Source organism: Arthrobacter sp. AB6 (assembly GCF_031844545.1).
GTDB lineage: Bacteria > Actinomycetota > Actinomycetes > Actinomycetales > Micrococcaceae > Arthrobacter.
This window is the reverse complement of sequence record NZ_JAUZVL010000007.1, coordinates 106247-131205: the sequence shown is the minus strand read 5'-3', so window position 1 is coordinate 131205 and position 24959 is coordinate 106247. Positions and strand designations below refer to the sequence as shown.

Annotated in this window: 29 protein-coding genes; 19 read left to right on the top strand and 10 right to left on the bottom strand. The window is 65.8% G+C overall.

Annotated elements, in window-relative coordinates; genetic code table 11:
• Positions 1-11 precede the first annotated feature (11 nt).
• Together Q9R30_RS08090 and Q9R30_RS08085 are read right to left on the bottom strand one after the other, a co-directional pair.
• Entirely contained in the window at positions 12-638 is a 627-nt protein-coding gene (locus Q9R30_RS08090; RefSeq protein ID WP_311217271.1) for a response regulator transcription factor, read from the bottom strand.
• Positions 635-1879, bottom strand: a complete 1245-nt coding sequence (locus Q9R30_RS08085) for a histidine kinase (protein WP_311217270.1) — start codon at positions 1877-1879, stop codon at positions 635-637. Before Q9R30_RS08085 ends, Q9R30_RS08090 begins: the two co-directional genes overlap by 4 nt.
• Positions 1880-2071: 192 nt before the next feature.
• On the opposite strand from Q9R30_RS08085, the gene Q9R30_RS08080 reads away from it, so the two are divergent.
• Together Q9R30_RS08080 and Q9R30_RS08075 are read left to right on the top strand one after the other, a co-directional pair.
• Positions 2072-2635: a heme-binding protein gene (locus Q9R30_RS08080; protein ID WP_311217269.1), complete on the top strand. Its 564-nt coding sequence runs from the start codon at positions 2072-2074 to the stop codon at positions 2633-2635.
• Between the two features lie 15 nt (positions 2636-2650).
• The gene (locus Q9R30_RS08075; protein WP_311217268.1) at positions 2651-3334 is read left to right on the top strand and encodes an ankyrin repeat domain-containing protein; all 684 of its coding nucleotides are present in this window, start codon (positions 2651-2653) and stop codon (positions 3332-3334) included.
• Between the two features lie 69 nt (positions 3335-3403).
• Here the strand turns inward: Q9R30_RS08075 and Q9R30_RS08070 are convergent, their stop codons facing one another.
• The 4 genes from Q9R30_RS08070 to Q9R30_RS08055 all read right to left on the bottom strand — a co-directional run bounded on the left by Q9R30_RS08070 (position 3404) and on the right by Q9R30_RS08055 (position 7554).
• Positions 3404-4594 carry an acetyl-CoA acetyltransferase gene (locus Q9R30_RS08070; RefSeq protein ID WP_104996669.1) on the bottom strand — a complete coding sequence of 397 codons (1191 nt, stop codon included), beginning with the start codon at positions 4592-4594 and terminating at the stop codon, positions 3404-3406.
• Positions 4591-5280, bottom strand: coding sequence for a CoA transferase subunit B (locus tag Q9R30_RS08065; protein WP_104996670.1), 690 nt, complete (start codon positions 5278-5280; stop codon positions 4591-4593). The genes Q9R30_RS08070 and Q9R30_RS08065 overlap by 4 nt, the downstream gene beginning before the upstream one ends.
• A 70-nt stretch (positions 5281-5350) precedes the next feature.
• Positions 5351-6790, bottom strand: a complete 1440-nt coding sequence (locus Q9R30_RS08060) for a short-chain fatty acid transporter (RefSeq protein WP_104996671.1) — start codon at positions 6788-6790, stop codon at positions 5351-5353.
• 47 nt (positions 6791-6837) lie between these two features.
• On the bottom strand, positions 6838-7554 hold the full coding sequence (locus Q9R30_RS08055; RefSeq protein WP_311217267.1) for a CoA transferase subunit A: 717 nt from the start codon (positions 7552-7554) through the stop codon (positions 6838-6840).
• A gap of 180 nt (positions 7555-7734) precedes the next feature.
• Here Q9R30_RS08055 and Q9R30_RS08050 point away from each other — a divergent pair, with 180 nt between their 5' ends.
• Positions 7735-8526 (top strand): IclR family transcriptional regulator, encoded by a 792-nt coding sequence (locus tag Q9R30_RS08050; protein WP_311217266.1) that lies wholly within the window; start codon positions 7735-7737, stop codon positions 8524-8526.
• A gap of 101 nt (positions 8527-8627) precedes the next feature.
• On the opposite strand, the gene nadE is transcribed toward Q9R30_RS08050, so the two are convergent.
• Positions 8628-9482 (bottom strand): ammonia-dependent NAD(+) synthetase, encoded by an 855-nt coding sequence (gene nadE / locus Q9R30_RS08045; protein ID WP_104996674.1) that lies wholly within the window; start codon positions 9480-9482, stop codon positions 8628-8630.
• Between the two features lie 74 nt (positions 9483-9556).
• Between nadE and pyrE the strand changes: the two genes are divergently transcribed.
• From pyrE to Q9R30_RS08025, 4 genes are all read left to right on the top strand, one after another.
• Entirely contained in the window at positions 9557-10141 is a 585-nt protein-coding gene (pyrE, locus tag Q9R30_RS08040; protein WP_104996675.1) for an orotate phosphoribosyltransferase, read from the top strand.
• 130 nt (positions 10142-10271) lie between these two features.
• The gene (locus Q9R30_RS08035; RefSeq protein ID WP_104996676.1) at positions 10272-11039 is read left to right on the top strand and encodes a GAF and ANTAR domain-containing protein; all 768 of its coding nucleotides are present in this window, start codon (positions 10272-10274) and stop codon (positions 11037-11039) included.
• Between the two features lie 103 nt (positions 11040-11142).
• A complete protein-coding gene (locus Q9R30_RS08030; protein ID WP_311217265.1) occupies positions 11143-11766 on the top strand; it encodes a hypothetical protein in 624 nt (207 codons plus the stop codon).
• Positions 11767-11848: 82 nt separating this feature from the next.
• On the top strand, positions 11849-12889 hold the full coding sequence (locus Q9R30_RS08025; protein WP_311217264.1) for an alpha/beta fold hydrolase: 1041 nt from the start codon (positions 11849-11851) through the stop codon (positions 12887-12889).
• Here Q9R30_RS08025 and Q9R30_RS08020 read toward each other — a convergent pair.
• Positions 12886-13716 (bottom strand): HAD-IIA family hydrolase, encoded by an 831-nt coding sequence (locus tag Q9R30_RS08020; protein WP_104996679.1) that lies wholly within the window; start codon positions 13714-13716, stop codon positions 12886-12888. The genes Q9R30_RS08025 and Q9R30_RS08020 overlap by 4 nt on opposite strands.
• A gap of 80 nt (positions 13717-13796) precedes the next feature.
• Here Q9R30_RS08020 and Q9R30_RS08015 point away from each other — a divergent pair, with 80 nt between their 5' ends.
• From Q9R30_RS08015 to Q9R30_RS08005, 3 genes are all read left to right on the top strand, one after another.
• Positions 13797-14456, top strand: coding sequence for a TrmH family RNA methyltransferase (locus Q9R30_RS08015; RefSeq protein WP_234005638.1), 660 nt, complete (start codon positions 13797-13799; stop codon positions 14454-14456).
• A 142-nt stretch (positions 14457-14598) separates the two neighbouring features.
• The gene (gene fbaA, locus Q9R30_RS08010; protein ID WP_104996681.1) at positions 14599-15618 is read left to right on the top strand and encodes a class II fructose-bisphosphate aldolase; all 1020 of its coding nucleotides are present in this window, start codon (positions 14599-14601) and stop codon (positions 15616-15618) included.
• Between the two features lie 2 nt (positions 15619-15620).
• Positions 15621-16043 carry a DUF3151 domain-containing protein gene (locus Q9R30_RS08005; RefSeq protein WP_104996682.1) on the top strand — a complete coding sequence of 141 codons (423 nt, stop codon included), beginning with the start codon at positions 15621-15623 and terminating at the stop codon, positions 16041-16043.
• Positions 16044-16232: 189 nt separating this feature from the next.
• Here Q9R30_RS08005 and Q9R30_RS08000 read toward each other — a convergent pair whose 3' ends face one another.
• The gene (locus Q9R30_RS08000; protein WP_104999593.1) at positions 16233-16874 is read right to left on the bottom strand and encodes a uracil-DNA glycosylase; all 642 of its coding nucleotides are present in this window, start codon (positions 16872-16874) and stop codon (positions 16233-16235) included.
• Between the two features lie 303 nt (positions 16875-17177).
• Between Q9R30_RS08000 and Q9R30_RS07995 the strand changes: the two genes are divergently transcribed.
• From Q9R30_RS07995 to Q9R30_RS07970, 6 genes are all read left to right on the top strand, one after another.
• On the top strand, positions 17178-18293 hold the full coding sequence (locus tag Q9R30_RS07995) for a M14 family zinc carboxypeptidase (RefSeq protein ID WP_396136711.1): 1116 nt from the start codon (positions 17178-17180) through the stop codon (positions 18291-18293).
• A gap of 257 nt (positions 18294-18550) precedes the next feature.
• Complete coding sequence (locus tag Q9R30_RS07990; RefSeq protein ID WP_104996684.1) at positions 18551-19840, top strand: adenylosuccinate synthase; 1290 nt, start codon at positions 18551-18553, stop codon at positions 19838-19840.
• 177 nt (positions 19841-20017) lie between these two features.
• On the top strand, positions 20018-20371 hold the full coding sequence (locus tag Q9R30_RS07985) for a YegP family protein (protein ID WP_311217262.1): 354 nt from the start codon (positions 20018-20020) through the stop codon (positions 20369-20371).
• Positions 20372-20665: 294 nt separating this feature from the next.
• Complete coding sequence (locus Q9R30_RS07980; protein ID WP_104996686.1) at positions 20666-21217, top strand: RNA polymerase sigma factor; 552 nt, start codon at positions 20666-20668, stop codon at positions 21215-21217.
• A complete protein-coding gene (locus Q9R30_RS07975) occupies positions 21214-22113 on the top strand; it encodes a hypothetical protein (RefSeq protein ID WP_311217261.1) in 900 nt (299 codons plus the stop codon). The genes Q9R30_RS07980 and Q9R30_RS07975 overlap by 4 nt, the downstream gene beginning before the upstream one ends.
• 60 nt (positions 22114-22173) lie before the next feature.
• Complete coding sequence (locus tag Q9R30_RS07970) at positions 22174-22599, top strand: CoA-binding protein (protein ID WP_311217260.1); 426 nt, start codon at positions 22174-22176, stop codon at positions 22597-22599.
• A gap of 12 nt (positions 22600-22611) precedes the next feature.
• On the opposite strand, the gene Q9R30_RS07965 is transcribed toward Q9R30_RS07970, so the two are convergent.
• Complete coding sequence (locus Q9R30_RS07965; RefSeq protein ID WP_311217259.1) at positions 22612-23640, bottom strand: 2-oxoglutarate and iron-dependent oxygenase domain-containing protein; 1029 nt, start codon at positions 23638-23640, stop codon at positions 22612-22614.
• Between the two features lie 45 nt (positions 23641-23685).
• Between Q9R30_RS07965 and Q9R30_RS07960 the strand changes: the two genes are divergently transcribed.
• The 3 genes from Q9R30_RS07960 to Q9R30_RS07950 are packed head-to-tail and all read left to right on the top strand — an operon-like array spanning position 23686 to position 24954.
• Entirely contained in the window at positions 23686-24096 is a 411-nt protein-coding gene (locus Q9R30_RS07960; RefSeq protein ID WP_311217258.1) for an MmcQ/YjbR family DNA-binding protein, read from the top strand.
• On the top strand, positions 24086-24640 hold the full coding sequence (locus Q9R30_RS07955) for a DUF1990 domain-containing protein (RefSeq protein ID WP_311217257.1): 555 nt from the start codon (positions 24086-24088) through the stop codon (positions 24638-24640). The genes Q9R30_RS07960 and Q9R30_RS07955 overlap by 11 nt, the downstream gene beginning before the upstream one ends.
• Entirely contained in the window at positions 24637-24954 is a 318-nt protein-coding gene (locus Q9R30_RS07950) for a putative quinol monooxygenase (protein ID WP_311217256.1), read from the top strand. Before Q9R30_RS07955 ends, Q9R30_RS07950 begins: the two co-directional genes overlap by 4 nt.
• Positions 24955-24959 lie beyond the last annotated feature (5 nt).

The window sequence follows — 24959 nt, the reverse complement described above, 5'->3', positions numbered from 1 at the left end:
ATTTGGCGAGGTCAGCGCATCCCTTCGCGCCGGATGGCGGTGGCAATTGCGGCCGCCCTGGTGTCCACCCCGAGCTTCGCGTAGATGTGGGCCAGGTGCGTTTTCACCGTGGCTTCCGAGATAAAAAGGCGCCTGCCGAGTTCGCGGTTGCTCAGCCCCTCAGTGAGGAGGCTCAGCAGTTCGGCCTCCCGCGGGGTGAGGATTTCCTCCGGATTCCGCAGTTGCTGGAACAGCCGCGACGCCACGGGCGGGCTCATGACGCTCTTGCCCTGCACCGCGCCGCGGATAGCGGCGAAGATTTCCTCCGGAGCTGCATCCTTCAGGAGGTATCCCATGGCGCCGGCATCGACTGCGCGCACAATATCCGCGTCGGAGTCGTATGTGGTGAAGACGAGGATCGCCTGGCCGCTGTTGCGCTGGCGGATCTTCCTGATGGCCTCAATCCCGTCCATTCCGGAGCCCATGGCGAGGTCCATGACCACCACGGCAGGGGAGTGCTCCCGCACCCGCTCCACCGCTTCTTCCCCGGATGCCGCCTCTCCGACGACCTCCAGGTCGGGCTGCGTCCCCAGGAGCGCCCGCAGCCCGCTCCTCACCACCAGGTGGTCGTCCACCAGCAGGACGGTGATCGTGCTCATGCCTGCACCCCCGCAGTGCCGGGAGTGCCCCGCCCCGCGGAGGGCAAAGGCAACTGGGCGGCCACGATGGTTCCTTCGCCGGCTGCGCTTTGCACCGAAAAAACGCCACCCAGTTGCTCCACCCGTTGCCGCATGGCCCGCAGCCCATAACCGCCGGCGTCCGACGGCGGGGCCGCCGCCGCCGGGTCGAAGCCTGCGCCGTCGTCGTAAATATCCAGGGTGACCGCCTCCGGAAGGAAGCCGAGGGTCACGGCTACTCCGGCCGCGGAGGCGTGCAGCCGGATGTTGGAGGCGGCGCTCTGCATTACCCGCAGCAGCGCATGGCGGACCTCCGGGGGCACAGGACGGGGCTCCCCGGTGACCAGGAGCCTGGCCGCCGGGACATATTGCCTGGCCGCGAGGAGGAGGGCCTCAGGCAGCGGACAGCCGTCCAGGCCCGGGGAGGCGAGCTCGTGCACCAGGCTGCGGGTTTCGGACAGATTGCCCCGCAGCAGCACCGTGGCCTCGCGGAGACCTGTCCGCGCCGCGTCACTTGGCCAGGCCCGCCCGGCGGCCTCGAGCAGGAGCAGGCTGCTGGCCAGCCCTTGGGTGACGGTGTCGTGGATCTCCCGGGAGACCCGTTCCCGCTCGGCAATGGTGCCCGCGCGCCGCTCGCTGGCTGCCAGTTGTTCCTGGGCCACGGAAACCTCGGCGTGCAGGCGGCGCTGCTCCTCAGCATCCTGCTGGATCCGGTCATAGATGAGCGTCAGCATGGCGCCCACGGCCAGCGGGCCAAGGAGCATGGCCAGGTCCGTGCCGGCGCTCATCCGGAACAGGCCGGCAGCGGTGGCAGCGGCGGTGATACCAGCCGCGGCGTACGCTGCGGCGCCGGCCAGGGCGCTGCGGCTGAGGAAGAAGAGCGCAAACGAGCACCAGGCAAAACTCGGCGCAGCGACCACCAGGACTGCCCAGACTGCCACCAGGGCGAACATCCATGGAGCCCCGGGACGCCCGCGCCGGGCCAGCACGGCCACGACGGCGTACAACAGGCAGGCGACGGCGGCCAGTCCGAGGACCAGCAGGTTGTCGGCTGGGCTGTGGCGCATGACGTACCGGACTAAGGAAGCCACCAGGAGCACCGCAAAGCCCAGGTGCACCGCCGTGTCGATGCTGCCCAAGCCGGTGCGGGCTGCAGGCAGGCGAGGTCCGCTGCCACCGGCGGCAGCTGTGACCGGCGCAGTGCCGGGGACTGGGGTAGGCATGGGATGTCCCGTTCTGGGTGGTAGGCAACGCTGCCTTCCATGCTATTGCCCCCGCCCTTGCTGGTCCCTCAGCCTTTTGGCTGATACGGCTGGCCTTGTGGTGGAGCAGGGAGCAGACGAAGGCCCGATGCCCTGTGCGGCTGCCCCCGGAAGGATTGATGCGTACCCATCCTGCCCGTCCAAGGAGACACCGTGAAGAAGTCACACCAAGCATTTGCCGCCGCAGCCGCCGGCGCACTCGTCCTTACCGCTGGCGCAACCGCGGCAGCCAATGCCGGGACCGGCCCGGCACCCGCGGCCGTCCCCGCCGCCGACATCCAGCCTGTGCCCGACAACGTGGTGCAGCAGAACCGCATTTCGGTGGGCGCCTCGGCCAAGGCTGTCCAGGCGGCGCTGGCGAAGTGCCAGGCGGACAAGCTGCCGTTCGTGACGGTGGCGGTGGTGGACCGCTTCGGGACCGTGCAGGCACTCCTGCGCGGCGACAATGCGGCAGAACACACCATTGAGGCCGCCCGGGAGAAGGCGTATACGGCGGCAGCCTTCGGTATCCCCACCAGCGAGCTCGCCAAGCGGATCAATGGAACGGGCCCCAGCATCGCGGACCTTCCGGGCACGCTGTTCCTGGCCGGCGGCGTCCCGCTGAAGGTTAACGGTGCTTCGGTCGCCGGCATCGGCGTCGGCGGTGCTCCGGATGGTGCCCTGGATGAAGCCTGTGCCGCAGCCGGCGCTGATGCCATCGCTGCTGCCGGCCAGTAGGCTGGGCCGCGCGGGATGATGCCGGTTCTAAGGTCCGGGGCGCTTGTCCTGGTGCTTTCCCTACCCCTGTTCCTAACGGCGTGCCAGGCGGGGCCGAAGGAGGCCCGGCCGCCGCAGGCTGCTCCGCCGTCGTCCGCTGAAAGCACGAAAGGGGGGCCTCCTGCTACGGCGCCCGAGGCGTCATCCCCGCCGGCCCTGTCCGCCGGGGAACAGGCGCAACTCGACCAGGACCTCGTCGCTGCCGCCAAGGCCAACAACGTCCCGTTGGTCAGGGAGCTGATTAGCCGCGGGGGGAACGTCAACGCCAGGGACGCCCTCCAGGACTCGGCCTTCCTGTACGCGGGGGCCGAAGGATTCAACGAGGTGCTCGGGTTGACGCTGGCGGCCGGAGCCGACGTGGACAGCACCAACCGCTACGGCGGCACCGCCCTGATCCCGGCCAGCGAGCACGGCCATGTGGAAACAGTCCGGATCCTGATCGGCGCCGGCGTGCCTGTCAACCACGTCAACAACCTGGGCTGGACCGCCATGCAGGAGGCCATCCTGCTGAACAACGGCGGTCCCCGCCAGCAGGAGGTGGTTCGGCTGCTCCTGGAAGCCGGCGCCGACCCGGAAATCCGCGATCCCGAGGGCCGGACCGCCTTCCAGAACGCGGAACGCCTGGGCTTCGCGGAGATTGCGGCCCTGATCCGGAAATAAATTCAACGCGGGGTCAGATTCGGCCCGATAATCCGACCGGCAAGGGCCTAAAGTGACCCCGCGTTGCTGTTAGGAGGCCTCGAGCACGCTGACGTAGTTGGCGATGCCCACGCCGCCCATGTTCTGGACGGCAGCCCGGCGGGGGGCGGGAAGCTGCATGTCACCCGCAGTCCCCGCGAGCTGCATGGCGGCGATGACGTGCTGGGAGACTCCGGTTGCGCCCACGGGGTGGCCCTTCGCCTTGAGGCCGCCAGAGACGTTGACGGGCAGCTTGCCGTCCTTGTACACCCAGCCTTCTTCGATGGCGCGGGCGCCCTGGCCGGGCTCGGTCAAGCCCATGGCCTCGTACATCAGCAGTTCTGCGATAGTGAAGCAGTCGTGCACCTCCGCGAAGTCCAGGTCTGCCAGCCCGACGCCGGCCATCGCCAGCGCGCGCTGCCACGAGGCGCGGGTGGCCTCGAAGGCCACGGGGTCACGGCGGGCCGCGGGGAAGAAATCGTTCGCGTGGCCGAAGCCTGCGAGCCGCACGGGCGCAGTGGCACCGCCGGTTGGGGAGGTTGACAGCACGACGGCGGCGGCGCCGTCGGACACGGGGGAGCAGTCCGTGCGGCGCAGGGGATCGGCCACCATGGGGTTCTTGTCCGAGACGGTGCGGCAGAAGTCCTCGCCGAGGTCCTTGCGGAGCTGGGCGTAGGGATTGTCCACGCCGTTGCGGTGGTTCTTGGCGGCGATACTGCCCAGGACGTAGCCCAGGTTCGCGTCGCCGTACCGCTTCCCGTAGTGCTTGGCCACCTCGGCAAAGAGCCCGGTGAATCCAGTGGTGGACGCCTTGCCGGCCATGTCATAATCGGCGCCCAGCAGGCCCGCCCCCACAACCTCGGCGCCCGCATGGGTCATCTTTTCCGCGCCGATCACCAGCACCGTCTTCGCCGTTCCTGCCAGCAGCGCCTTGGTGCCCTGCTGGAAGGCAGCGGAACCAGAGGCGCAGGCGTTCTCCACGCGCGTGGCGGCGACGTTCGCCAGGTCGGGGGAGACCTGCAGCGCCAGCGACGACGGGAACGCCAGCGGCATCATGCCGGAGTTGAACTGCCCGAGGTAGATCTCGTCGATCTGGCCGGGCTCGATGCCGGCATTGCTGATGGCCTCGCTGGACACCTGGACGATCAGGGATTCCAGGGTCTCGTCCGTCAGCTTGCCGAAGCGGCTGTGGCCCCAGCCCGTGAGCAGGACATCCTTGCCGAACTGTTCCTTGAGGCTCATGCTGAGGCTCCTTCCAGGGCTGCTTCTTCCAGCGCGACAGCGAACTCCGCTTCCGTCCTGTCGCGGATCTCCTCCACGGTGACCCCTGGCGCGAGGCGGGTCAGCGTGAGCTGCCGACCGCCTCCTGGTGCCTGCTTGTTCTTCACAAGGTCAAACACTGCGAGGTCGCTGATGATCCGGTCCACGCAGCTCAGGCCGGTGAGCGGCAGGGTGCATTCGGTGACGATCTTGGCGGCGCCGTCCTTGGCGTTGTGTTCGGTTAGCACCACCACGCGGGGTGTGCCGGCGACGAGGTCCATGGCCCCGCCCATGCCCTTGACCATCTTGCCGGGGATCGTCCAGTTGGCAAGGTCGCCGCTGCCGGAAACCTGCATGGCGCCGAGGATGGCGACCTTCACGTGGCCGCCACGGATCATGCCGAAGGACGTGGCTGAGTCAAAGATGCTTCCGCCCGGCAGTACGGTGACGGTCTGCTTGCCGGCGTTGATGAGGTCGGCGTCCTCCTCGCCCTCGTAGGGGAACGGGCCCATGCCCAGCAGGCCGTTTTCGCTCTGCAGCACAACCCGCACGCCTGCGGGCAGGTTGTTGGCCACCAGCGTGGGGATGCCGATGCCCAGGTTGACGTAGTCGCCGTCGTTCAGTTCTTCGGCTGCGATGGCAGCCATTTCATCCCTGGTCCAAGCCATGGTTTTCTCCTTCACATCTCACTGCACAGTTGTCATTGTTTGGGCGGCCCGCGCAGGCCCGGTGGCCGGGCTACTTGGGTATCACCGGCGGAACGTATTCGAAGGTCATCCCCAGAAGCCAGGCGAGCAGTAGAACCACGGGCAGGTGGAACAGGAACTGTTGGAAGGTGAAGCCCACCAGGTCCCGGGCACGCAACCCCAGCACGGCCAGGAGGGGCAGCATGAAGAAGGGATTGATGAGGTTGGGCAGCGCCTCGGCCATGTTGTAGATCTGCACAGTCCAGCCGAGGTTCATGTTCACGTCAGTGGCGGACTGCATCACATACGGCGCCTCAACCAGCCACTTTCCGCCGCCGGACGGAACGAACATGCCGAGGAAGGCGGTGTAGATGGCAATGACGATTGCGAAGGCGCCGTTGCCACCGATGCTGGTGAAGAAGTGGGCCAGGTGCTCGGAAACGGTGAGGCCGCCTGCGCCGGCGGCTTTCGTCAGGATGGCGGCCATCGCGGCGTAGAGCGGGAACTGCACCAGGATGCCTGCGGTGGCGGGGACCGCCTTGGTGACTGCCTGGAGGAACTTGCGCGGGGTGCCGTGCAGCACCAGCCCAAGCATCAGGAAGACCAGCAGATACCCGTTGAGGGAGCTGACTACGGTGAGGAGCGGCAGCGTGAGCAGCTGGGAAACCAGCCAGCCCAGCGTCAGGACTCCGGCGATAACGGGGAGGATCCGGCTGTACTCCAGCCACTCACCCGGGCGCGACTTCTCAGCCGGAGCCTCGGGCTGGTCATCCAGGTCAACGCCCAGGTCGGCGGCCGTCCTGATGGCCCCGCCGGTGGGGGCGGAGAAATGGGCAATGACCGTCGTCAGGAGCATCAGGATCACCAGCGTCAGCAGTGACTGCCACGTGAAAATGGTGGTGCCGAAGTCGAGGACGCCGGTGATTTCCAGCAGGGCCGGAGGAAGGGAGGCCTTGGTTGCCTGCAGCTGCGCCGCCGAGGAAGAGAGCCCGAGTGCCCACACGGCACCGAGCCCCATGAAGGCGGCCGCGCCCAGGGCCCGGTAGTCCACGGCGAGGTCTGTGCGTCGGGCGATGGCCCGGGCCAGGAGTCCGCCGAAGATGAGGCTCAGGCCCCAGTTGATGAACGACACGGACATGGCCATGACGGCGACAAAGCTCACCGCCGTGCGGGACGACCCGGGAATTTGCGCCAGGCGTTCGATCAGCCGGGCAACGGGCGGCGACGTGGCCACGACGTAGCCCGTCAGCACCACCATGGCCATCTGCAGGGTGAAGGCCGTCAAATCCCAGAATCCGTTACCGAACGAATCCACCACGGCCTTGGGCGGAGCCCCGATGGCAAGCGCTGCGGCGGCCACGAGGACCACCCCGGCCAGGGCAAAAATATAGGCGTCCGGGAACCACTTCTGGGTCCATCCGGCCAGGCTTTCCGCCATCCGGGCAAGGCCCTTCTGGCGGACGTCCTGGTCTTGAAGCTGCACTGAATTCATAACTGGTCTTGTTCTCCGTTGAGTGGGATGCGGCGCGTCAGGCGGGCTCAGGCAGAAACGACGCCGGCGCGCGGCCGGACAGTCCGCTGCTCGATGTCCTTCACCCGTGCCGTGGCCTGGACCAGCTGCTGGACGAAGACGCCGGGGGTGACGATATGGTTCGGGTCGAGTGCCCCGGGCGCCACGATCACTTCCGCTTCGGCGATGGTGAGGTGTCCCGCCGTGGCAACCACCGGGTTGAAGTTCCGGGCGGTGTAGCGGTAGGTGAGATTACCGTCGGTGTCCGCGGTGTGGGCGTGGACAAGTGCGACGTCGGCCCGGATGGCGCGCTCCTGGACGTACGTTTCGCCGTCGAACACCTCGTGCGGCTTGCCTTCGGCAACCAGGGTTCCCACTCCGGTCCGGGTGTAGAAGGCAGGGATGCCGGCGCCCCCTGCCCGCAGGCGTTCGGCCAGGGTTCCCTGCGGCGTGAACTCAACCTCGAGGCGTCCGGCGAGGTACTGCTCCGCAAAGAGCTTGTTTTCGCCCACATAGCTTGCGATGACCTTGCGGACCTGGCCCGCCTCGATCAGGATGCCCAGGCCCTTGCCGTCCACCCCCATGTTGTTCGAGACCACCGTCAGGTCCTTCACCCCGGAATCGCGGACCGCTTCAATCAGGTCTGCGGGTATGCCGCTGAGGCCAAATCCGCCCACAGCCAGGGTTATGCCGTCCCGCAGGCCCCCTTCCAGTGCGGCGGCGGCAGTTGGCTGGAGTTTGGTCATGGCGTCTCCTCGTTGAGTGTCCGGCAAGTCATCCACTTTGTGGACAAAAGGTCTGAAAAGGGACAGTACGGGGAGTTTTAGGGGGTGTCAAGAAGTATAGAAGCCGTGCAAATTGGCTTGTTTTATAGTGTGGACGGTACTGTAATCGGTATCCATATTATGGACACTTAGGAGAGTGACATGAGCCAATTGCCTGTGCAGGGAGCCCAGGTGGTAAGCCGCATCGCCGGATTGCTGCGGCTGGTCGGGCGCAGCGCGGAGGGGATGGCCCTGGCCGCACTGGTGCGGGAATCAGGCCTCACCCGGCCCACGGTCCACAGGCTTCTCTCCTCCCTTGCTTCCGAGGGGCTGCTGGACCACGATGCCGGAAGCGGCAACTGGGTTTTAGGGCCCGAGATCCTCCTGATGGGATCAGTGGCGTCGGCCCGGTTTCCGCTTGAGGACATCGCCAGGCCGAGCCTTCGCCGGCTTGCCGAAGCCACCGGCGAGAGTGCGTTCTTCTCAATACGGCGTGGTTCCGAAACGGTGTGCCTGCTGCGTGAGGAAGGCAGCTTTCCGGTCCGGTCCTTCGTGCTGCACGAGGGCGTGCGGTTCCCCCTCGGTGTGGCCTCCGCGGGCACGGCAATCATGGCCTTCCTGCCCGGGGCCGAGCAGGAGGAGCTGTTCAGCCACTGGGTGGAACACGCCGGCGATTTCGCCGCCGCACACACGGAGGCACTGGTCCGGGCCAACCTTGCCCGGACCCGGCTGGCGGGCTACTCGGTGAATCCCGGGCTGGTCCTGGAAGGCAGCTGGGGCATGGGCGCGGCGGTGTTCGACCCGTCCGGCCGGCCGGCCTGGGCCCTCTCACTCACCGGAATCGAGCCACGCTTCAAGCCGGACCGGCAGGAAGAACTGGGCAGCCTGCTGATGGCGGAGGCCCACCGGATCACGCAGCAGTTGGGCGGCGAGAAGGCCCGCCTGCCCCGCTGAGCCACTGCTGCTTTGCAGGGCAAAGCACGACGGCGCGCCGTCCCTCGGCGGGTCGGCGCGCCGTCATGCTTCCCCTGACGTGGGTGATGCCACGGGAGCCGCTACAGCCCCGCCCGCGGCTCCTCCGGGCCCTCGCTCTTCCACCAGGTGTCAAAAATGGTCACGGGGACCGTGCGCTTGTGCCGGGTGCGCAGGTACTTCTGTTCGATCGACTCGGCGACGGACTCGGGAACATCCCGGCCTTCGAGGTAGTCGTCGATCTGGTCGTAGCTCAGGCCCAGCTCGTCCTCATCGGTGCGGCCCGGTTTGTCGTCCAGCAGGTCCGCGGTGGGCACTTTTTCCCAGACACGGGCCGGGGCGCCGAGCTCGGCCAGCAGGGCCCGGTTCTGCCGCTTGTTCAGGCCGAACAGCGGGAGGATGTCCGCCCCGCCGTCGCCGTACTTGGTGAAGAAGCCCGTTACGGACTCGGCGCCGTGGTCCGTGCCAATTACCAGGTAATTGTGTTCTCCCGCCAGGGCGTACTGGGCAATCATGCGGGTCCGCGCCTTGGTATTGCCCTTGTGGAAGTCGGAAATTTCCGTTCCAACGGTTTTTTCGAACTCATCCTCGAAACCGTCAACCGCCGCGGAGATGTTAAACGTCCACTCCGTCTTGGGCTTGATGAAGTCGAGGGCAGCCCGGGCGTCTTCCTCGTCATGCTGGACACCGTAGGGCAGACGCACTGCCACAAAGTCGGCTGCCACCCCTTCAGCCTCAAGCTCCTCGACTGCGAGCTGGGCCAGCCTTCCCGCCAGGGAAGAGTCCAGCCCGCCGGAAATGCCCAGGACAAAGCCCTTGGTATGGGTGGCCTTCAGGTAGTCCTTCAGGAATGTGACGCGCTTGCGCACCTCCCCGGCAGGATCGATCCGGGGCTGTACGCCCATTTCCCTGATGATGCTGGCCTGGAGTTCGCGCATGTGCACCAGCCTAGCCAGCAGTGTCAACAACGCTCAAGCATCCACACCGGGCCGCCCCCACTAAACTGGAGTCCATGACTTCCCCCAGTGACGCTGCAGTGGATACTGCAGCCGCCCGCGCCCGACTGCTGGAACTGATCAAGGAACTCGCCGTGGTCCGCGGCAAGGTGATCCTCTCCAGCGGAGCCGAGGCTGACTACTACATCGACCTGCGCCGCATCACGCTGCACCACGAGGCCTCCAAGCTGGTGGGCCAGGTGATGCTGGCGCTTGCGGACGACGCCGGAATCGATTTTGAGTGCGCCGGCGGACTCACCATGGGCGCGGACCCGGTGGGCACCGCGGTCATGCACGCGGCAGTGGATGCCGGACGGACCGTCGACGCATTTGTGGTCCGCAAGGCGCAGAAGTCCTATGGCATGGGCCGCCAGGTGGAGGGCCCGTCTGTTGAAGGACGGAAAGTCCTGGTCCTGGAGGACACGTCCACTACCGGCGGCTCGGCCCTGACCGCCGTGGAGGGCGTCCGGAAGGCAGGCGGCAACGTAGTGGCTGTGGCCGTCATTGTGGACCGCGATACGGGCGCCAAGGAAAAGATCGAAGCGGAAACGGGTGTGCCTTACCTGTTCGCCTTCGGCAAGGATGAGCTGGGGCTTTCCTAGTCCTTCGCGGTCCATTCGCCATCGCGGGCCGGCCTTGGGCCGCCCGCGGTGGCCGGTGGCGGTGTGGACCGGGCCGTGGGGCTGCTCTATCATTTGCGGTAACCCTCTATCCCGTACGGAGAACGTGCACATGCTCCCCCCTGAACAGCCTTTGAGCACCACCGATCAGGTCCAGAACCTGATCCTGGAAAGTGCCGACTTCGAGGACTTCCTCAACGAGCTTGCCCGCTTTTCCGCGCACCAGATGGCCGGCGGCGGCGACGACGCGCTCTGCGGCATCACGCTGCTCCGGGACCGCAAGGCTGCCACCATCGGCTGGAGCAGCGATTCGGCCCGGGAAGTGGACCAGATCCAGTATTCGCTCTCGCAGGGACCGTGCCTCACTGCTGCCCAAGAGGAGCGCGAGGTCCACGTTCCGGACCTGTTCGAGGAGAACCGCTGGGGTCCGGACTACGCAACAGCCGTGGCTTCCCACGGCCTGCGGTCCGTGCTGTCCCTGCCTTTCAACCTGCAGGGGGAAGCAAAAGCGGCCCTGAACCTGTATTCCGACGCCCCGCGCAAGTTCGATGAGCGTGCGACTGCCAGGGCCCGTGAATTCACCCGGGAGATCTCCCAGGCGCTGCGGCTGGCCGTACGGTTCTCGCTCCACACCGACAGCGCGGCAAACCTCCGGGCCACCTTGGAATCCCGCACCATCATCGATATCGCCATCGGCATTGTGATGGCTCAGAACAGGTGCAGCCAGGAGGCTGCAGTCGCCATCCTGACAGAGGCGTCCAGCAACACGAACACCAAGCTGAGGGACATCGCCAAGTCCCTGGTTGATTCGGTGGGCGGTGTTGGCACCCGGACCCACTTCCAGGAACCGGGGAAGGTCGAGGCGGACCAGAGCGCTTAGTAGGCTCCCTTCCTTGTTACTGGCGGGTTGTGCAGGGGCTTGGGGGGAGGTTACGCTTACGGAGGTTGAGCCGTCGGCCATAGACACCTCTTTTGGAGTACCTATGGACCGCGCCTTAAATGCCTTTGTTAACCTCGACGTTCCCGCCGATGTTGTCCGGATCGATGTCCGGGGAAGCCTCAACCAGGTCTCCAGGCCCGAACTCGCCCACATTATCCGGCGGATCAGGCGGATGGGCATCCGCTCCCATGTCCGTATTGACCTTTCCGGGGCTGTACTCGTGGAGTCGACCGCCCTCGCCGGCCTGCGGAGCGACCTGAATGCCATCGACACCGGTACGCTGCCCGGAATCTATGGCGGCGGCGTTTCCCTGGAGTTCTCCCGCGGCACAGGGGAGCGGGCCGCGGGCCACGACCTAGATGGACCTGGGCTTGCACTCATCGACGGGCTAGCCGACGGCTGCGGGGACGCCGGGGACCTTGCCGAGGGTTTTGCGCTGGTGCCCGCCGGCCGCCTCGATGAGTTGTGCGGCCAGCCGCTGGCAGAGTATTCGGACGCGGAACTGCTGGCCGCGAGCGACTCCATCTTTGCCCTGCTGGACAGCCCGAAAGCGTTCCCGGGCTCGGACCTGCTGGGCCGCTACAACGACATCGGAGACGAGCTGCGGCGGCGCCAGCATGAGGCCGGCGCACCTCTTCCCGCCTCGGAGGGGCAGGCGGCCAGCTGAGCGTTGCCGCTGGCCGGGCGTCACTCAATGGTTACCGCAGCCTTCTTGCGGCGGTAAGTTCAGGTGTGCCTACGGTAGAGGCGTGCCGTATGAGGGGGAGGTAAGTCCGCAGGACCGGCCCGAGGTCCAAGGGGCCCGGCTGCTGGCGGAAGGTGCTGCCCTCAAGCAGTTCTCCCGGCGCGGGTTCCTGTCGGGAGCCGGCGCGTCGGGACTGCTGGCCGCGGACATGCTGCTGACCCGCCAGGTGCAGTCACAGCGGCGGATCAATCGGATCCTGCCCGTTGATGACGGCTTCGCCGATGTCTACTACCCCGATGCCAGTTGGTTCCTGTTTCCCGGCTACAAGACGAGCTGGGAGGAAGCCCAGTGGATCCTCAACTCCCTCCGCGGGGCGCTGAACAAGCGCGCCCGGCTTTCCGCCGTCGGGTATTCAAACCAGGGCCTGGACATTGACGAGATCGTGATTGCGGTCATCGAACATGTACGGGCGCAGAAGCTCACCAAGCTGTTCTTCTACGGCCATAGCTTCGGCGGGATGGTGGCTACCCAAGTGGCCGCGCGCCTGCTGGAGATCCACGGCGTGGAGGTGCAGTTCATCGTTCTCGATTCCAGCCCCTACAGTAAGCATGACGTCCTGGACCAGAGCTGGTTCGACGGCGTGGTGTTCCTTTATGAGCGCGGGTTCCGGTTCCCGTCCACCCTCCGCGGCGGTTACGAGCTGGGGGAACGGGTCATCCACAAGGACGAACGGAGCTGGCGCCAAATCCTTGACCAGACCCTGGAGCAGCTGTCGCCAATCGCCCCGTCCAGCGTGCTCATCCAGTCCGAGTCCGCGTACATCTACCACTTCGAGGGCAGCAGGTTCGCGGACAAACTGGGCGGCGCCAAGATGGCCTACATCGGCAACCCCGGCGACCGCACTGTCCGCTACCAGACGGCGGCGGAGGCCTGGGCCGTAGCCTACAAGGCGAACATGGTGTCGAGCTCCCTTCAAACCGAAGGCGCCAGGCCGGCGCATGCGAGCCCGGGCTGGAACCCCAACGTCTACCGGCCGGTCCTGGAGGAACTGCTGGATGAGCACTTCCCGCTGCCCCGCGGCGGCTCCCGGGTGACGGTGTTCTAGATCTGGTTCTTCAGGTCAGCCACGGAGTTCAGGACCTGGTTCGGCCGGAAGGGAAACGCTGCGATGTCGTCCTTTTGGGTGATGCCGCTGAGGACCAGGACGGTGTGAAGGCCCGCCTCCATGCCGGCAATGATGTCCGTGTCCATCCGGTCCCCGATCATGGCGGTGGTTTCGGAATGGGCGTCGATCTGGTTCATCGCCGAGCGGAACATCATGGGGTTCGGCTTGCCCACGATGTACGGCTCACGGCCGGTGGCCTTGGTGATCAGGGCGGCGATTGCTCCGGTGGCAGGCATGGGGCCGTCTTTGGAAGGGCCGGTGGCATCCGGGTTGGTGGCGATGAAGCGGGCGCCCGCGAGGATCAGGCGGATGGCCATGGTGATGGCTTCAAAAGAGTATGTGCGCGTCTCGCCGAGCACCACGAAGTCAGGGTTCTGGTCGGTGAGGATGAAACCTGCCTCGTGCAGCGCGGTCGTCAGTCCTGCCTCGCCGATGGTGTACGCGCGGTTTCCGGAATCCGAGCCCCGCACCTGGTCCTTGAGGAACTGCGCGGTGGCCAGGGCGGAGGTCCAGATGTTCTCTTCGGGGATTTCCAGGCCGGAGGAGCGCAGGCGCGCAGCAAGGTCCCGCGGCGTGAAGATGGAGTTATTGGTCAGCACCAGGAAGCGCTTGGAGGTATCCACCCAGCGCTGGATGAGCTCAGCGGCGCCGGGGATCGGCTGGTTCTCATGGACCAGCACGCCGTCCATGTCCGTCAGCCAGCATTCAATCTCCTGGCCGCTGCGGTATACCGCCGGTGATCCCTTGACCTTGTCCTCGTCTGCCATGCCTACCTCCGCCTGTGATGACTGTGATGAAAAGCCCGAAAGGTCCAGTCTAGTGTTGAGGGGTGAACCAAACGCCCGGCATGACGTCCCACCCCCAGCAGCCCGAACCTGAGGAGGCTGCCCCTGAAAAGCCGGAGGTCGGCGTCGGGCCCTGGGAGGGTGAACTGCCCGAAGGCGACCACTGGGACCCCGATCTCCTCGCCGACGGCGACCGCCGCAACGTGCTTGACAAGTACCGCTACTGGAAGCACGAGGCGATTGTGGCGGAGCTGGACTCCAGGCGCCACAACTTCCACGTCGCCATCGAGAACTGGCAGCACGACCTCAACATCGGCACCGTGGTGCGCACTGCCAACGCGTTCCTCGCCAAGGAAGTGCATATCATCGGACGACGGCGGTGGAACCGGCGGGGCGCCATGGTCACCGACCGCTACCAGCATGTCCGGCACCACCCAACTGTGGCGGACTTCGTGGCCTGGGCACAGGGAGAGGGGCTGGCGATCATCGGGATCGACATTTTCCCGGACTCGGTGCCGCTGGAGACCTATGAACTGCCCAGGGACTGCGTGCTGGTGTTCGGACAGGAGGGACCCGGGCTGACGCCGGAGGTCCATGAGGCTGCCGTGGCCACCCTGTCCATCGAGCAGTTCGGCTCCACCCGGTCCATCAACGCAGCGTCCGCCGCGGCCATCGCCATGCACGCCTGGGTGCGCCGGCACGTGTTCAACCAGCACGTGTAGCGGACGCCGAGCCTGCGGGGCCAGGGGGAGGGGCGGGCGTAACCCAGAGCACAGGCTGGACGGAAATGACTAGGATGGTGCTAGCCGTAAGCGGTACTCCAGGGTTACCAGCCCACAGACGAACCTCAGCATAGGAGTCAGCATGCCCATTGCAACCCCAGAGATCTACTCCGAGATGATCGACCGCGCAAAGGCGGGCGGCTTCGCATTCCCGGCCGTGAACGTGACGTCCTCGCAGACGTTGAACGCCGCTCTCCGCGGCTTCGCCGAGGCTGAGTCCGACGGCATCGTCCAGGTCTCCACCGGCGGCGCAGCGTACTGGTCCGGCGCGTCCACCAAGGACATGGTTGCCGGTTCGCTGGGCTTCGCGGCCTTCGCCCGCGAAGTGGCGAAGAGCTACAACGTCAACATCGCGCTGCACACCGACCACTGCCCGAAGGACAAGCTGGACGGTTTTGTCCTGCCCCTGCTTGCGGCGTCCGAGGCTGAGGTCAAGGCCGGCCGCAACCCGCTGTTCAACTCCCACATGTGGGACGGCTCCGCCGAGACCCTGCAGGAGAACCTGCGCATCGCCCGTGAACTGCTGGAGCGCACCGCTGCCGCCAAGATGATCCTCGAGGTGGAGATCGGCACCGTGGGCGGCGAAGAGGACGGGGTTGAGAACGAGATCAACGAGAAGCTCTACACCACCGTCGAAGACGCCCTGGCCACCGTCGAGGCGCTGGGCGCCGGCGAGAACGGCCGCTACATCACCGCACTGACGTTCGGCAACGTCCACGGCGTCTACAAGCCCGGCGGCGTCAAGCTGCGCCCGGAGATCCTCAAGGACATCCAGGCCCAGGTGGGCGCCAGGATCGGCAAGGACAGCCCGTTCGACCTCGTCTTCCACGGCGGTTCCGGCTCCTCGGACCAGGAAATCGCCGACGCCGTCTCCTACGGCACCATCAAGATGAACATCGACACCGACACCCAGTACGCCTACACGCGTCCCGTGGCGGACCACATGTTCAAGAACTACGACGGCGTCCTGAAGGTGGACGGCGAAGTGGGCAACAAGAAGACCTACGATCCCCGCGTCTGGGGCGCAGCCGCCGAAGCCGGACTGGCAGCCCGCGTTGTGGAAGCCACCAAGCAGCTCGGCTCCGCCGGAAAGACCTTCTAGGAATGTCCGACGAGTTCCGCAGGAACCTGATGGGCCCGGAGCCCACGCTCCTGCCCGCCGAGACAGAGGTTTACGAGCAGCTGGAAGCGGGCCGGGAAGCACTGGACCTCGTGGAGAAGCACCCCACATCTTCGCTGCTGTGGGCCGTGCTTGCCGAAGAGGCATGGGCAGAGGGACGCACCATCGATTCCTACGCCTACTCGCGGGTCGGATACCACCGCGGCCTGGACTCGCTGCGCCGCAACGGCTGGCGCGGTGTGGGTCCGATCCCGTGGGAGCACGAGCCCAACCGCGGCTTCCTGCGGGCGCTGTACTCGCTCGGCCGCGCCTCGGCTGCGATTGGCGAAGCGGAAGAGCCGGCACGGATCGAGAAGTTCCTCAATGATTCCGACCCTGCGGCCAAGGCAGCCATCGAAGCTTCCTAGCAACAGCAACGCGGGGTCACTTAACGCCCTTTCCGGGACTCGGAGACGGCGTTTAGTGACCCCGCGTTGGTTTAACGAACGACGGCGGGCGGTCACCTTTTTCGCCAAAGGTGACCGCCCGCCGTCGTAAGCGGTGATTCTGGTGGTATGGGCCCACGTCCCCAGGGTTCCCTGGCCGAGCTTGCGAGGTTAGGGGGCGGATGGGGACTTCTGCAGCCCTGTCCGCGCCATCGCGTCCGCATAGGCGACCCGCATGTCCTCGAGGTATTCCTCCTGGCGGGCAGGCGAACCGGCGAAGGCACGGCCGCTGAGGGAGCGCACCTTGTACGTCTTCAGGCCACGGCGCCAGAGCAGCGGGACTTCGGTCTTCAGGAGCAGGTTGGCCAGGCGGTTGGCTTCAGTGCCGTGGGCAACGATGACCGAGGCGCGGGGAACCACCGCCAGGAACTTGAGCAGCGGCTTGAGGCCTGCCGAGATCTGGTCCGGGGTGAATTTGCCGTTTGCCTCGCCGGGGATGTGCCAGGGGTGGACATTCCACGGCATCACGAACTCGGGACGCAGGCCCAGCTTCCACTGGATACCCAGCATCCGGGTGGCGGCGTCGTCGTCCCCGGGTGTGATGAAGCCTGACTTGTCTGCCTCCCCGATGTTCGAGTACAGGCTGATGATGCGGCACTCGTCCACATCGTGCATGGGATCGACGTAGGGCACCATAGTGCCGGGCTTGGCGTCCTGCAGGGAATCGCACAGTTCGTTAACGGCAGCAACGTTGGGTTCGTAGCGGCGGCTCAGGAGTTGCTCATGGAAGGATTCGGGTGCCAGGGCTGTCATGAAGTGCTTGATCTCCTGCGGGGATTGATGGTGCTTCCGCCGGTGGAAATGGGCGCACGGCGGCATGGCTCATCAACGGCGGTTATTTGGGGTGGGCCGATTCCTGGTCGGCCTTTGCCAGTTTAGCAAGCCCCGCCAAACGAAACGCCGGTCGCCCGGACCCAAAACGCATGGACAGGTCGCCGGAGCCCCTGGGGACGGCTTCAGGCGCGTATCTTTCAGAACGTAATAACTGCCTGCAGGATCCAGTCACGTCCATTGACAGGATTAATCCAGCTTGGTTGGCTTTTGTCACAGCCCGTGATGGGGACATGGCGGGCTGGTCGCACCCAATTGCACCGGAAGAGGTACAGCACCGTGAGAAATACCCTGGCAACCTTCAGGACCCTGGCAGTATCGGGGGCCCTGGCCCTTGCAGCAATAGCTGCGCCCGCACCCGCGCTCGCCGTCGGCGAAGGCCCCAACTATGACGGCAACGGCCAGATCACCACATCGAAGCTTGCCACCTATGACCAGATGGTCTCGTTCCTCAAAGACCAGGACGCCCGCCAGTCGGCCATGGAGCTTGAAGTCATCGGCCAAACGGTGAAGGGCCGGGACATCCACCTGGTCAAGTACATTTCAGACCCGGCCAAGCCCACCATCCTCTACCTGACGCAGCAGCACGGCAACGAGCAGCTCACCACCGAAGGTGCGCTGGAATTCGTCAAGCACCTTGGCACCGGCAAATCGCAGGATGTCCTGGACGGCGTGAACATCCTCATCGTGCCCATGCTTAATGCGGACGGCGCCATGGGCGATGTGAACTTCCCGCTGGACGACTACCTGGCCAAGGGCGACCGGAACATGACCCGCTACAACGCGGAGGAGGTTGACCTCAACCGGGACCACGTGGCCAAGGTCCAGCCTGAGACCCAGGCGCTGCACAACAACGTGATGCGCAAGTACAACGTGGACTACATGATCGACCTGCACCACCAGGGCACCCGCAGCCAGCGGGACGGTGAACTGGTGTCGGGGTCCATCCTGTACCCCACCACCCCCAACGCTGATCCGGCCGTGGTGGAAAAGTCCAAGCAGCTGGGCGCCGTGGTGTTCCACAACGTTGACTCCACGGGCTGGGGCCACCTGGGCAAGTACTTGGGCGGCAGCGCCGAAACCATCAGCCGCAATGGCATCGCAGTGGAATACGGCATCGCAACGCTCCTGTTCGAGATGCGCGGCATGTCCGACCACTACCTGGACGGCTACGCCCTGGGGCTCCGGAGCAACGGCTACCTGATCAAGCAGACGGTGACCACGCTGACCGCCACCGCCGCTGCCATTGCTGACGGTTCAATTGCCGACGCCGACACCTCCTTCTGGGACAGCCTCGCCACCCAGACCTCCCGCCCGGGAGAGGAAGCCGACGACGAGTAGCAGCCCGCGCTGACAGTGCGCCGCGGTCCTCCCTGCGGGAGCCCTTTACCCTGCAGGAAGGACCGCGGCGGCCAACGAGTGGACAAAGTCCCTCATCGGCTAAACTTGGGTGGTAAGAGCCCCGGAACTCTTGCGTCGTTGCGCCGCCCCGCGGACCAGCGAAGGCCGGTACGTTCGGGGCATTCTCATGAACGGCGCTGCGCAGGACCGCCACTTGGTGGCTACCCGGGCAGCCCGAACGAATGGGGGAGGATCCCATGCCAGCAATTGTGATCGTAGGAGCCCAGTGGGGCGACGAAGGAAAAGGCAAGGCCACCGATCTCCTGGGCGGCCGTGTTGATTACGTCGTCAAGCCAAACGGCGGCAACAACGCCGGGCACACCGTCGTCGTAGGCGGTGAAAAGTACGAACTCAAGCTGTTGCCGGCAGGCATTCTCAGCCCCAACGCTGTCCCCATTATCGGTAACGGCTGCGTGGTCAACCTCGAGGCCCTTTTCCAGGAAATTGACGGCCTGCAGGCCCGCGGTGCGGACACCTCCAAGCTCCGCGTCTCGGCCAACGCCCACCTGGTGGCCCCGTACCACCAGGTGCTGGATAAGGTCACGGAACGTTTCCTCGGCAGCCGCGCCATTGGCACAACAGGCCGCGGCATTGGCCCGGCCTACATGGACAAGGTGGCCCGCCTGGGCATCCGCGTGCAGGACGTCTTCGACGAGTCCATCCTCCGCCAGAAGGTGGAAGGGTCGCTGCGCCAGAAGAATGAGCTCCTGGTCAAGGTTTACAACCGCCGCGGCGTGGTGGTGGACGAGATCGTGGAGTACTTCCTGTCCTTCGCCGAGCGGCTCCGCCCGCTGGTCATCGACAGCACCCTGGTCCTGAACTCGGCTTTGGACGAGGGCAAGGTAGTCCTGATGGAAGGCGGCCAGGCGACCTTCCTGGACGTGGACCACGGGACGTACCCGTTCGTGACCTCCTCCAACCCCACGGCAGGAGGCGCCTCCGTTGGTTCGGGCATCGGGCCCACCCGCATCTCGCGCTCCATCGGCATCATCAAGGCGTACACCACCCGCGTGGGCGCCGGCCCGTTCCCCACGGAACTCTTTGACGAGATGGGCATGTACCTGCAGAAGACAGGCGGCGAGTTCGGTGTCAACACCGGCCGACCCCGCCGCTGCGGCTGGTACGACGCCGTCCTGGCCCGCCACGCCTCCCGCGTCAACGGCTTCACGGACTACTTCGTCACCAAGCTGGACGTGCTCACTGGCATCGAGCAGATCCCTGTGTGCGTGGCCTATGACGTGGACGGCGTCAGGCACGATGAAATGCCCATGACGCAGACCGAATTCCACCACGCCAAGCCCATCTTCGAGTACTTCGAGGGCTGGACCGAGGACATCACCACCGCCCGTACCCTGGCAGACCTGCCGGAAAACGCACGCAATTACGTGCTTGCGCTTGAGAAGCTGTCCGGCACGCGCTTCTCCGCAATCGGCGTGGGGCCGGACCGGGACCAGACCATCGTAGTGAACGACCTCATCAACGACTGACCGGGCAGGAATTGCGACGGCGGCGGGCCACCTTTCCGAGGGGGTCCGCCGCTTGCGTTTGCCAGGGCCTCCGGGGCGTGGATCAATTTACACAGGATTAACGCGGTTGGCCTTGTGGGGCCGAAGGCGCGCCCGCGAGACTCGTCTGTACACCGTGTGACCCGAGGAAGGATTGTCATGGCCGGAAAGTTCGAAGCGTTCGTTGACTCTGACGCGTATTTCAGGTTCCGGCTCTTGGCACCTGACGGCGCAGTGGTGGCTGTCTCCGGACCATACGAGGACAAGCATGCCCTCGCGGCCGGCATCGCCGCGGTCCGCGAATGTGCAGGGACCGGGCTGGTCACCGATCTCTGCCCCGCCGGCGTGGCCGTGCGCCAGGCCGCGGCTGACGTGCAGGTCCGGGTACCAGTGCCCGCCGGGGTGGACTGTGATGGCCCGCGCGTCCCGGCAGGAGTGCACACCTTTGTCCTCGCCAAAGGGCCTCGGCGGCAGGGAACCAGGCCACGCTGGAGTGCCGCGGCAGCCCGCTGATTCCCTGGAAAAAAGATCTTCAAAGTTTTTTCCCCACACGCGTAACCCTTGGCGTGCCTGCAGCGATTACCCATATGTAGCGCCGGTCTGGAACTTGTCCCCCATCACGTTCCAGACCGGCTCTTCCACTTTCCGAGGGCAGGGGCAGCTGCCGCATGGGACCGGCGGGATGCGCGTGGCGGTCCCGGGCGGTGATTACCCTGGGGGTAAAGTTGTGCCGGGAAACCGGCCTTACACAGGCCGGACAGCTTCTCCGTTCAAACGAACCCCCTTTTGACTGAAAGCACTACGTCCGTGAGTGATGCCCTGACAGACGAGGACCTGCGGGACGGGCCCGTCGGGGCAGCCGGCTTCAGCCTTGTCTATCGGACGTATGCATCACAGGTTCTGGGCTACCTGACAGCCCGGGGTGTCGAGGATCCGGAGGCGGCCATGCAGGAAGTGTTCCTTTCCATCCTGCCGCGCCTTGACTCTGTCCACGGGGGAGCCGCAGGACTTCGTACATTCATCTTTTCGGTGGCCCACGCCAGGATGGTGGACGACCACCGGCGCCAAAGCCGCATGCCCGCCAAACTGCCGTTTGAGCCGGAACTGGACCAGCGGCAAGATTCGTCGGCTGAATCAGAGGCCCTTGAGCGTATTTCGCCGCAGGAAGTCCTTGGTCTGCTTGACTCTTTGCCGCACGACCAGCGCGAGGTACTGGCCCTCCGCCTCGTGGCCGGACTCACCGTGGAGCAGGCAGCGGACGCCATGGGCAAGAGTGAGGGCTCCGTGAAGCAGCTCCAGCGCCGGGCACTCCTCAAGCTCCGGGACCTTGCGGAAGTGAAGGAGTACCTGAAGCCGTGACACCACAAGCACGCCACCTGTCCGCCATTGCGGAGGAGATGCTCCTCGATGCAGGCCTGGCACAGGACGCGGAACTTCGCCGCGCACTCCTCGCCGTGGGCCGGCTGGCAGACCTGCCTGTGCCGGTTCCTTCGGGACGGCTGGCAGCGTTGCTGGGCGAGCCCGTCGATGCGGCACCGGAAAGTGTCCCCGCTCAACGCAGCGAAGACACCAGGAACGTCCCGGGCGACGAGCTCGGCAGGCGCCGCCGGCTCCGTTCACACCGTCCCACGGTCGTGGGCTTGGCGCTCGTGGCTGGAATGGGCATGGGTGTGGGTACTGTTGCGGCCAGCCCGGCCGGTTCCGCCCCGGCCGGCAGCCTCTCGATACAGCAGATGCTTGAGGACTGGGCGCCCTCCTGGACCATCGGCACGCCCCAGGCCACCGCCCCAGGGTTCCTTCAGCAGGCCAATGACGACGACGGTAGCGGCATCCCGCCGCAGCAGGACGCCGGGCTGGCCGGCAGTGAAGCCCCGGTTGCCGGGGATTCGCCGTTCGCCCTGCAATCGCAGCCATCCAGGCAGGCTTCCTTGCCGCAATCGCCCGGGCAGGTCCGGAACGGTGCGGGGGGACCTTCCGGTGTTACCGGACAGGGCGGCGCGAAGGAGCCGGGGAAGAATGACGGGGCGGCCGCGCAAAACGGCGGGTCCAAAGCTGCTTCCCCGGACAGGGCGGACCAGGGGTCCGGCCCGGGCAACGCACCTGATGCAGGCGAAGGAGAATCAGGGTACGGGGTTGGCCCTGCTTCCGGCATCCTTGCGGGAGCCGGGGAGCTGGCAGGAGTGCAGGGCAACGCTGATTCCAAGGTCGCAAAGGTCATGCCGGGGGCCAAGTGGCTGGAAAAGTTCGTCCGCTAAGCGGTCCCTGGCTGGCGGGGTGCTGGCCGTGCCGCCTGGTTCGCCGCGTAGGCTGGGCCCATGGGCCATACTAACGATCCCGCAGTCATTGAACGCCTGATGCGCACCAAAGGGCGCTGGGCCGTCGTTGGCCTCAGCACCAACGAGTGGCGGGCCGCCTTCGATACCTCGCTGTTCATCAGGGACCGCCTGGGCATGGAAATCATCCCGGTCAACCTCCCGGGGGACCCCGTCCACGGCGAAACCGGGTACCGCAGCCTCCTGGACATTCCGCCTTCAAAGCAGCCCATCGACGTCGTCGACTGCTTTGTTAACTCCCAAAAAGTGGGGGCCGTAGTGGACCAGGCGATTGCAGTGGGAGCAAAAGCGGTGTGGATGCAGCTGGGCGTCATCGACGAGGCTGCGGCGGAGCGGGCCAAGGCGGCGGGACTGGACGTCGTGATGGACAGCTGCCCGGCCCAGCAGGCCTGGAAGTTCAACCTCTGACACGCAGGGACTTCAGCGCTTCAAGAACTCCGGATAGTGCCGCTCGGTGACGTCCGGGTGCGCGCGCATCCTGCCCTTGAGCATGTTGAGGCCGAATGACGAAAGCAGGGGATTGGCCGGATCATCGGTGATTCCCCTCGCCGCCGCCTTCAGCTCTGGTGGCAGCGGGACAGGATCGATTACGGCATCAAGCCTTGGCGACCAGAAAAATGGAACAGAATAGCGGTCCACCCCTGGTGGAGGGGCCTGAACGCGATGGATGGTGGCCGCCAAATACCCTTCCGTGGCCACTTCCAGCATCTCGCCAAGGTTCACCACCAACGCTTCGGGAATCGGCTCCACAGGAACCCATTCGGTGGCTCCGGGCGGCAGGACCTCCAATCCGCCCACGCTGTCCTGGAGCAGCAGGGTCACGAATCCGTAGTCGGCATGCGAGCCCACGCCCTGGTCGCCAGCGGCCTCCACCACTCCTCCCACATAGTGCACCAGCTTGCCCATCCAGGCCGGCGACCCCTGGAACGGCTCGTCGAAGTAGTCCTCCGGAAGCTGCAGGGAAACTGCGATGGCCCTGAGCAGTTCCATGCCCACGCGGGACATCAATTCCGCCCACTCCATGGCGGCGGGCCGCAGTTCGGGAAAGGACTCGTCTGGCCAGAGGTTGGGGCCCTGCAGCAGCCAGAACGGCTGGTCCTCCGGATAATCGGCTACCGGCGTCCGTTCGGGTGAATAGTCGATCTGCTCCCGGGCGTCAGCCCTTCCCTGGGTCACCTCGGTGCCCATCCGGGTGTAGCCGCGGAAGTGTGGCGAAAGCCGGTTGTCCAGCTTCATGCGTTCTTCCAGGGGCAAGTCGAAGAAGCGCCTGATGACGTCCAGGAGGTGTTCAGCCTGTCCGCTGGCCGCACCGTAGCCGGTGACCTGGAAGAAGCCCACGTTATGGGTGGCGTAACGCAGCTGCTCGATAAAGTCCGGGTGGAATGACCCGTCGGCCTGCCGCGCCGTAGCCAGGTCAAGAACAGGTATGGCCCCCTGATCGTGTGACATCTTCGCAGACTAGCACCGGACGCGATGGCTTTGTAGGCTTCCAGCATGGACCCGGACGCCCTGAGGAAAATCTGCCTATCCTTCCCCGGCGCGTACGAGGATTATCCGTTCGGGCCTGAAACCGCTGTCTTCAAAGTCCGTGCCGAGGCTGCCGGCGGCGGCCGGAATGGGGGCAAGGTTTTCGCGCTCTCCTCAATGAACACAAAGGACGGGTACGTGAACCTCAAGTGCGAGCCGGGCCTGGCCGTTCAGCTCCGCGCCGCCCACCCTGAAATCACCGGAGCCTGGCACATGAACAAGGCCCATTGGAACGGTGTGAAGCTGGACGGAGCATTGCCGGAAGGCATGATCAGGGACATGGTGGAGGACTCCTATGACCTGGTAGTGGCAGGCCTCACCAGGAAGCAGCAGGAGCAGCTGGGCTGGACCCGCCTGGGCGGCGCACGTGGGCAGTAAGGGCGGGGCGGCCGGAGCACTCAACTACCCCGGCATCGGAGGCACGGAGCAGGGCACGGCACCTGCGGGCTACTCCACCGTGCTGAAGGAGGTCCGGGTGGGTACGGGACTTGCCGTGTACCGACGGATTGCTGACGGCACACTGAGTTGGGAGCTGCAGCGGAGGGCAGGGCTCCGCGTCCGCGCCGATTCCCCCGTGGCGGTGCCCGGGGCGCAGGTGGTGAGCGGCTTCGGGGCCGGGCCCTTCCGGCTGAACGCGCCATGCCAGGTGGTGTGGGTCCGGGAACCGGCCGGGGAGGACATGCCGCAGTCAGCAGGATTCGGATACGGAACGCTGCCCGGGCACCCGGCAAGGGGCGAGGAATCCTTCGAAGTGGAAATCAGCGCTCGCGGGGAGGTGTTTTTGCGGATCCGGGCCTTCAGCAGGCCAGCAAACTGGTTCTACGCGGCCGGCGGCATTGTCACGCGTGCGGCGCAACGCTATGTCACCTCCCGGTACATTGAAGGGGCACGCACTCTCGCCGCGGAAGGAACATCCACGTGATCTTCATTGTCGTCAAGTTCAAGGTCAAGCCTGAATGGTCCGGGCGCTGGCTCGACCTGGTTTCCGACTTTACCCAAGCCACCAGGGAGGAGCCGGGCAACCTCTGGTTCGACTGGTCCCGCAGCGTGGACGACCCCAACGAGTTCGTCCTGGTGGAGGCCTTCAAGGACGACGCCGCCGGAGACCACGTCAATAGCCCGCACTTCAAGCAGGCTATGGCGGACATGCCCCAGGCGCTCGCCGAAACGCCCCGGATCATCAGCCGCCAGCTCGACGGTGACGGCTGGGACCAGATGGGCGAGCTCGCCATCTGACCCCA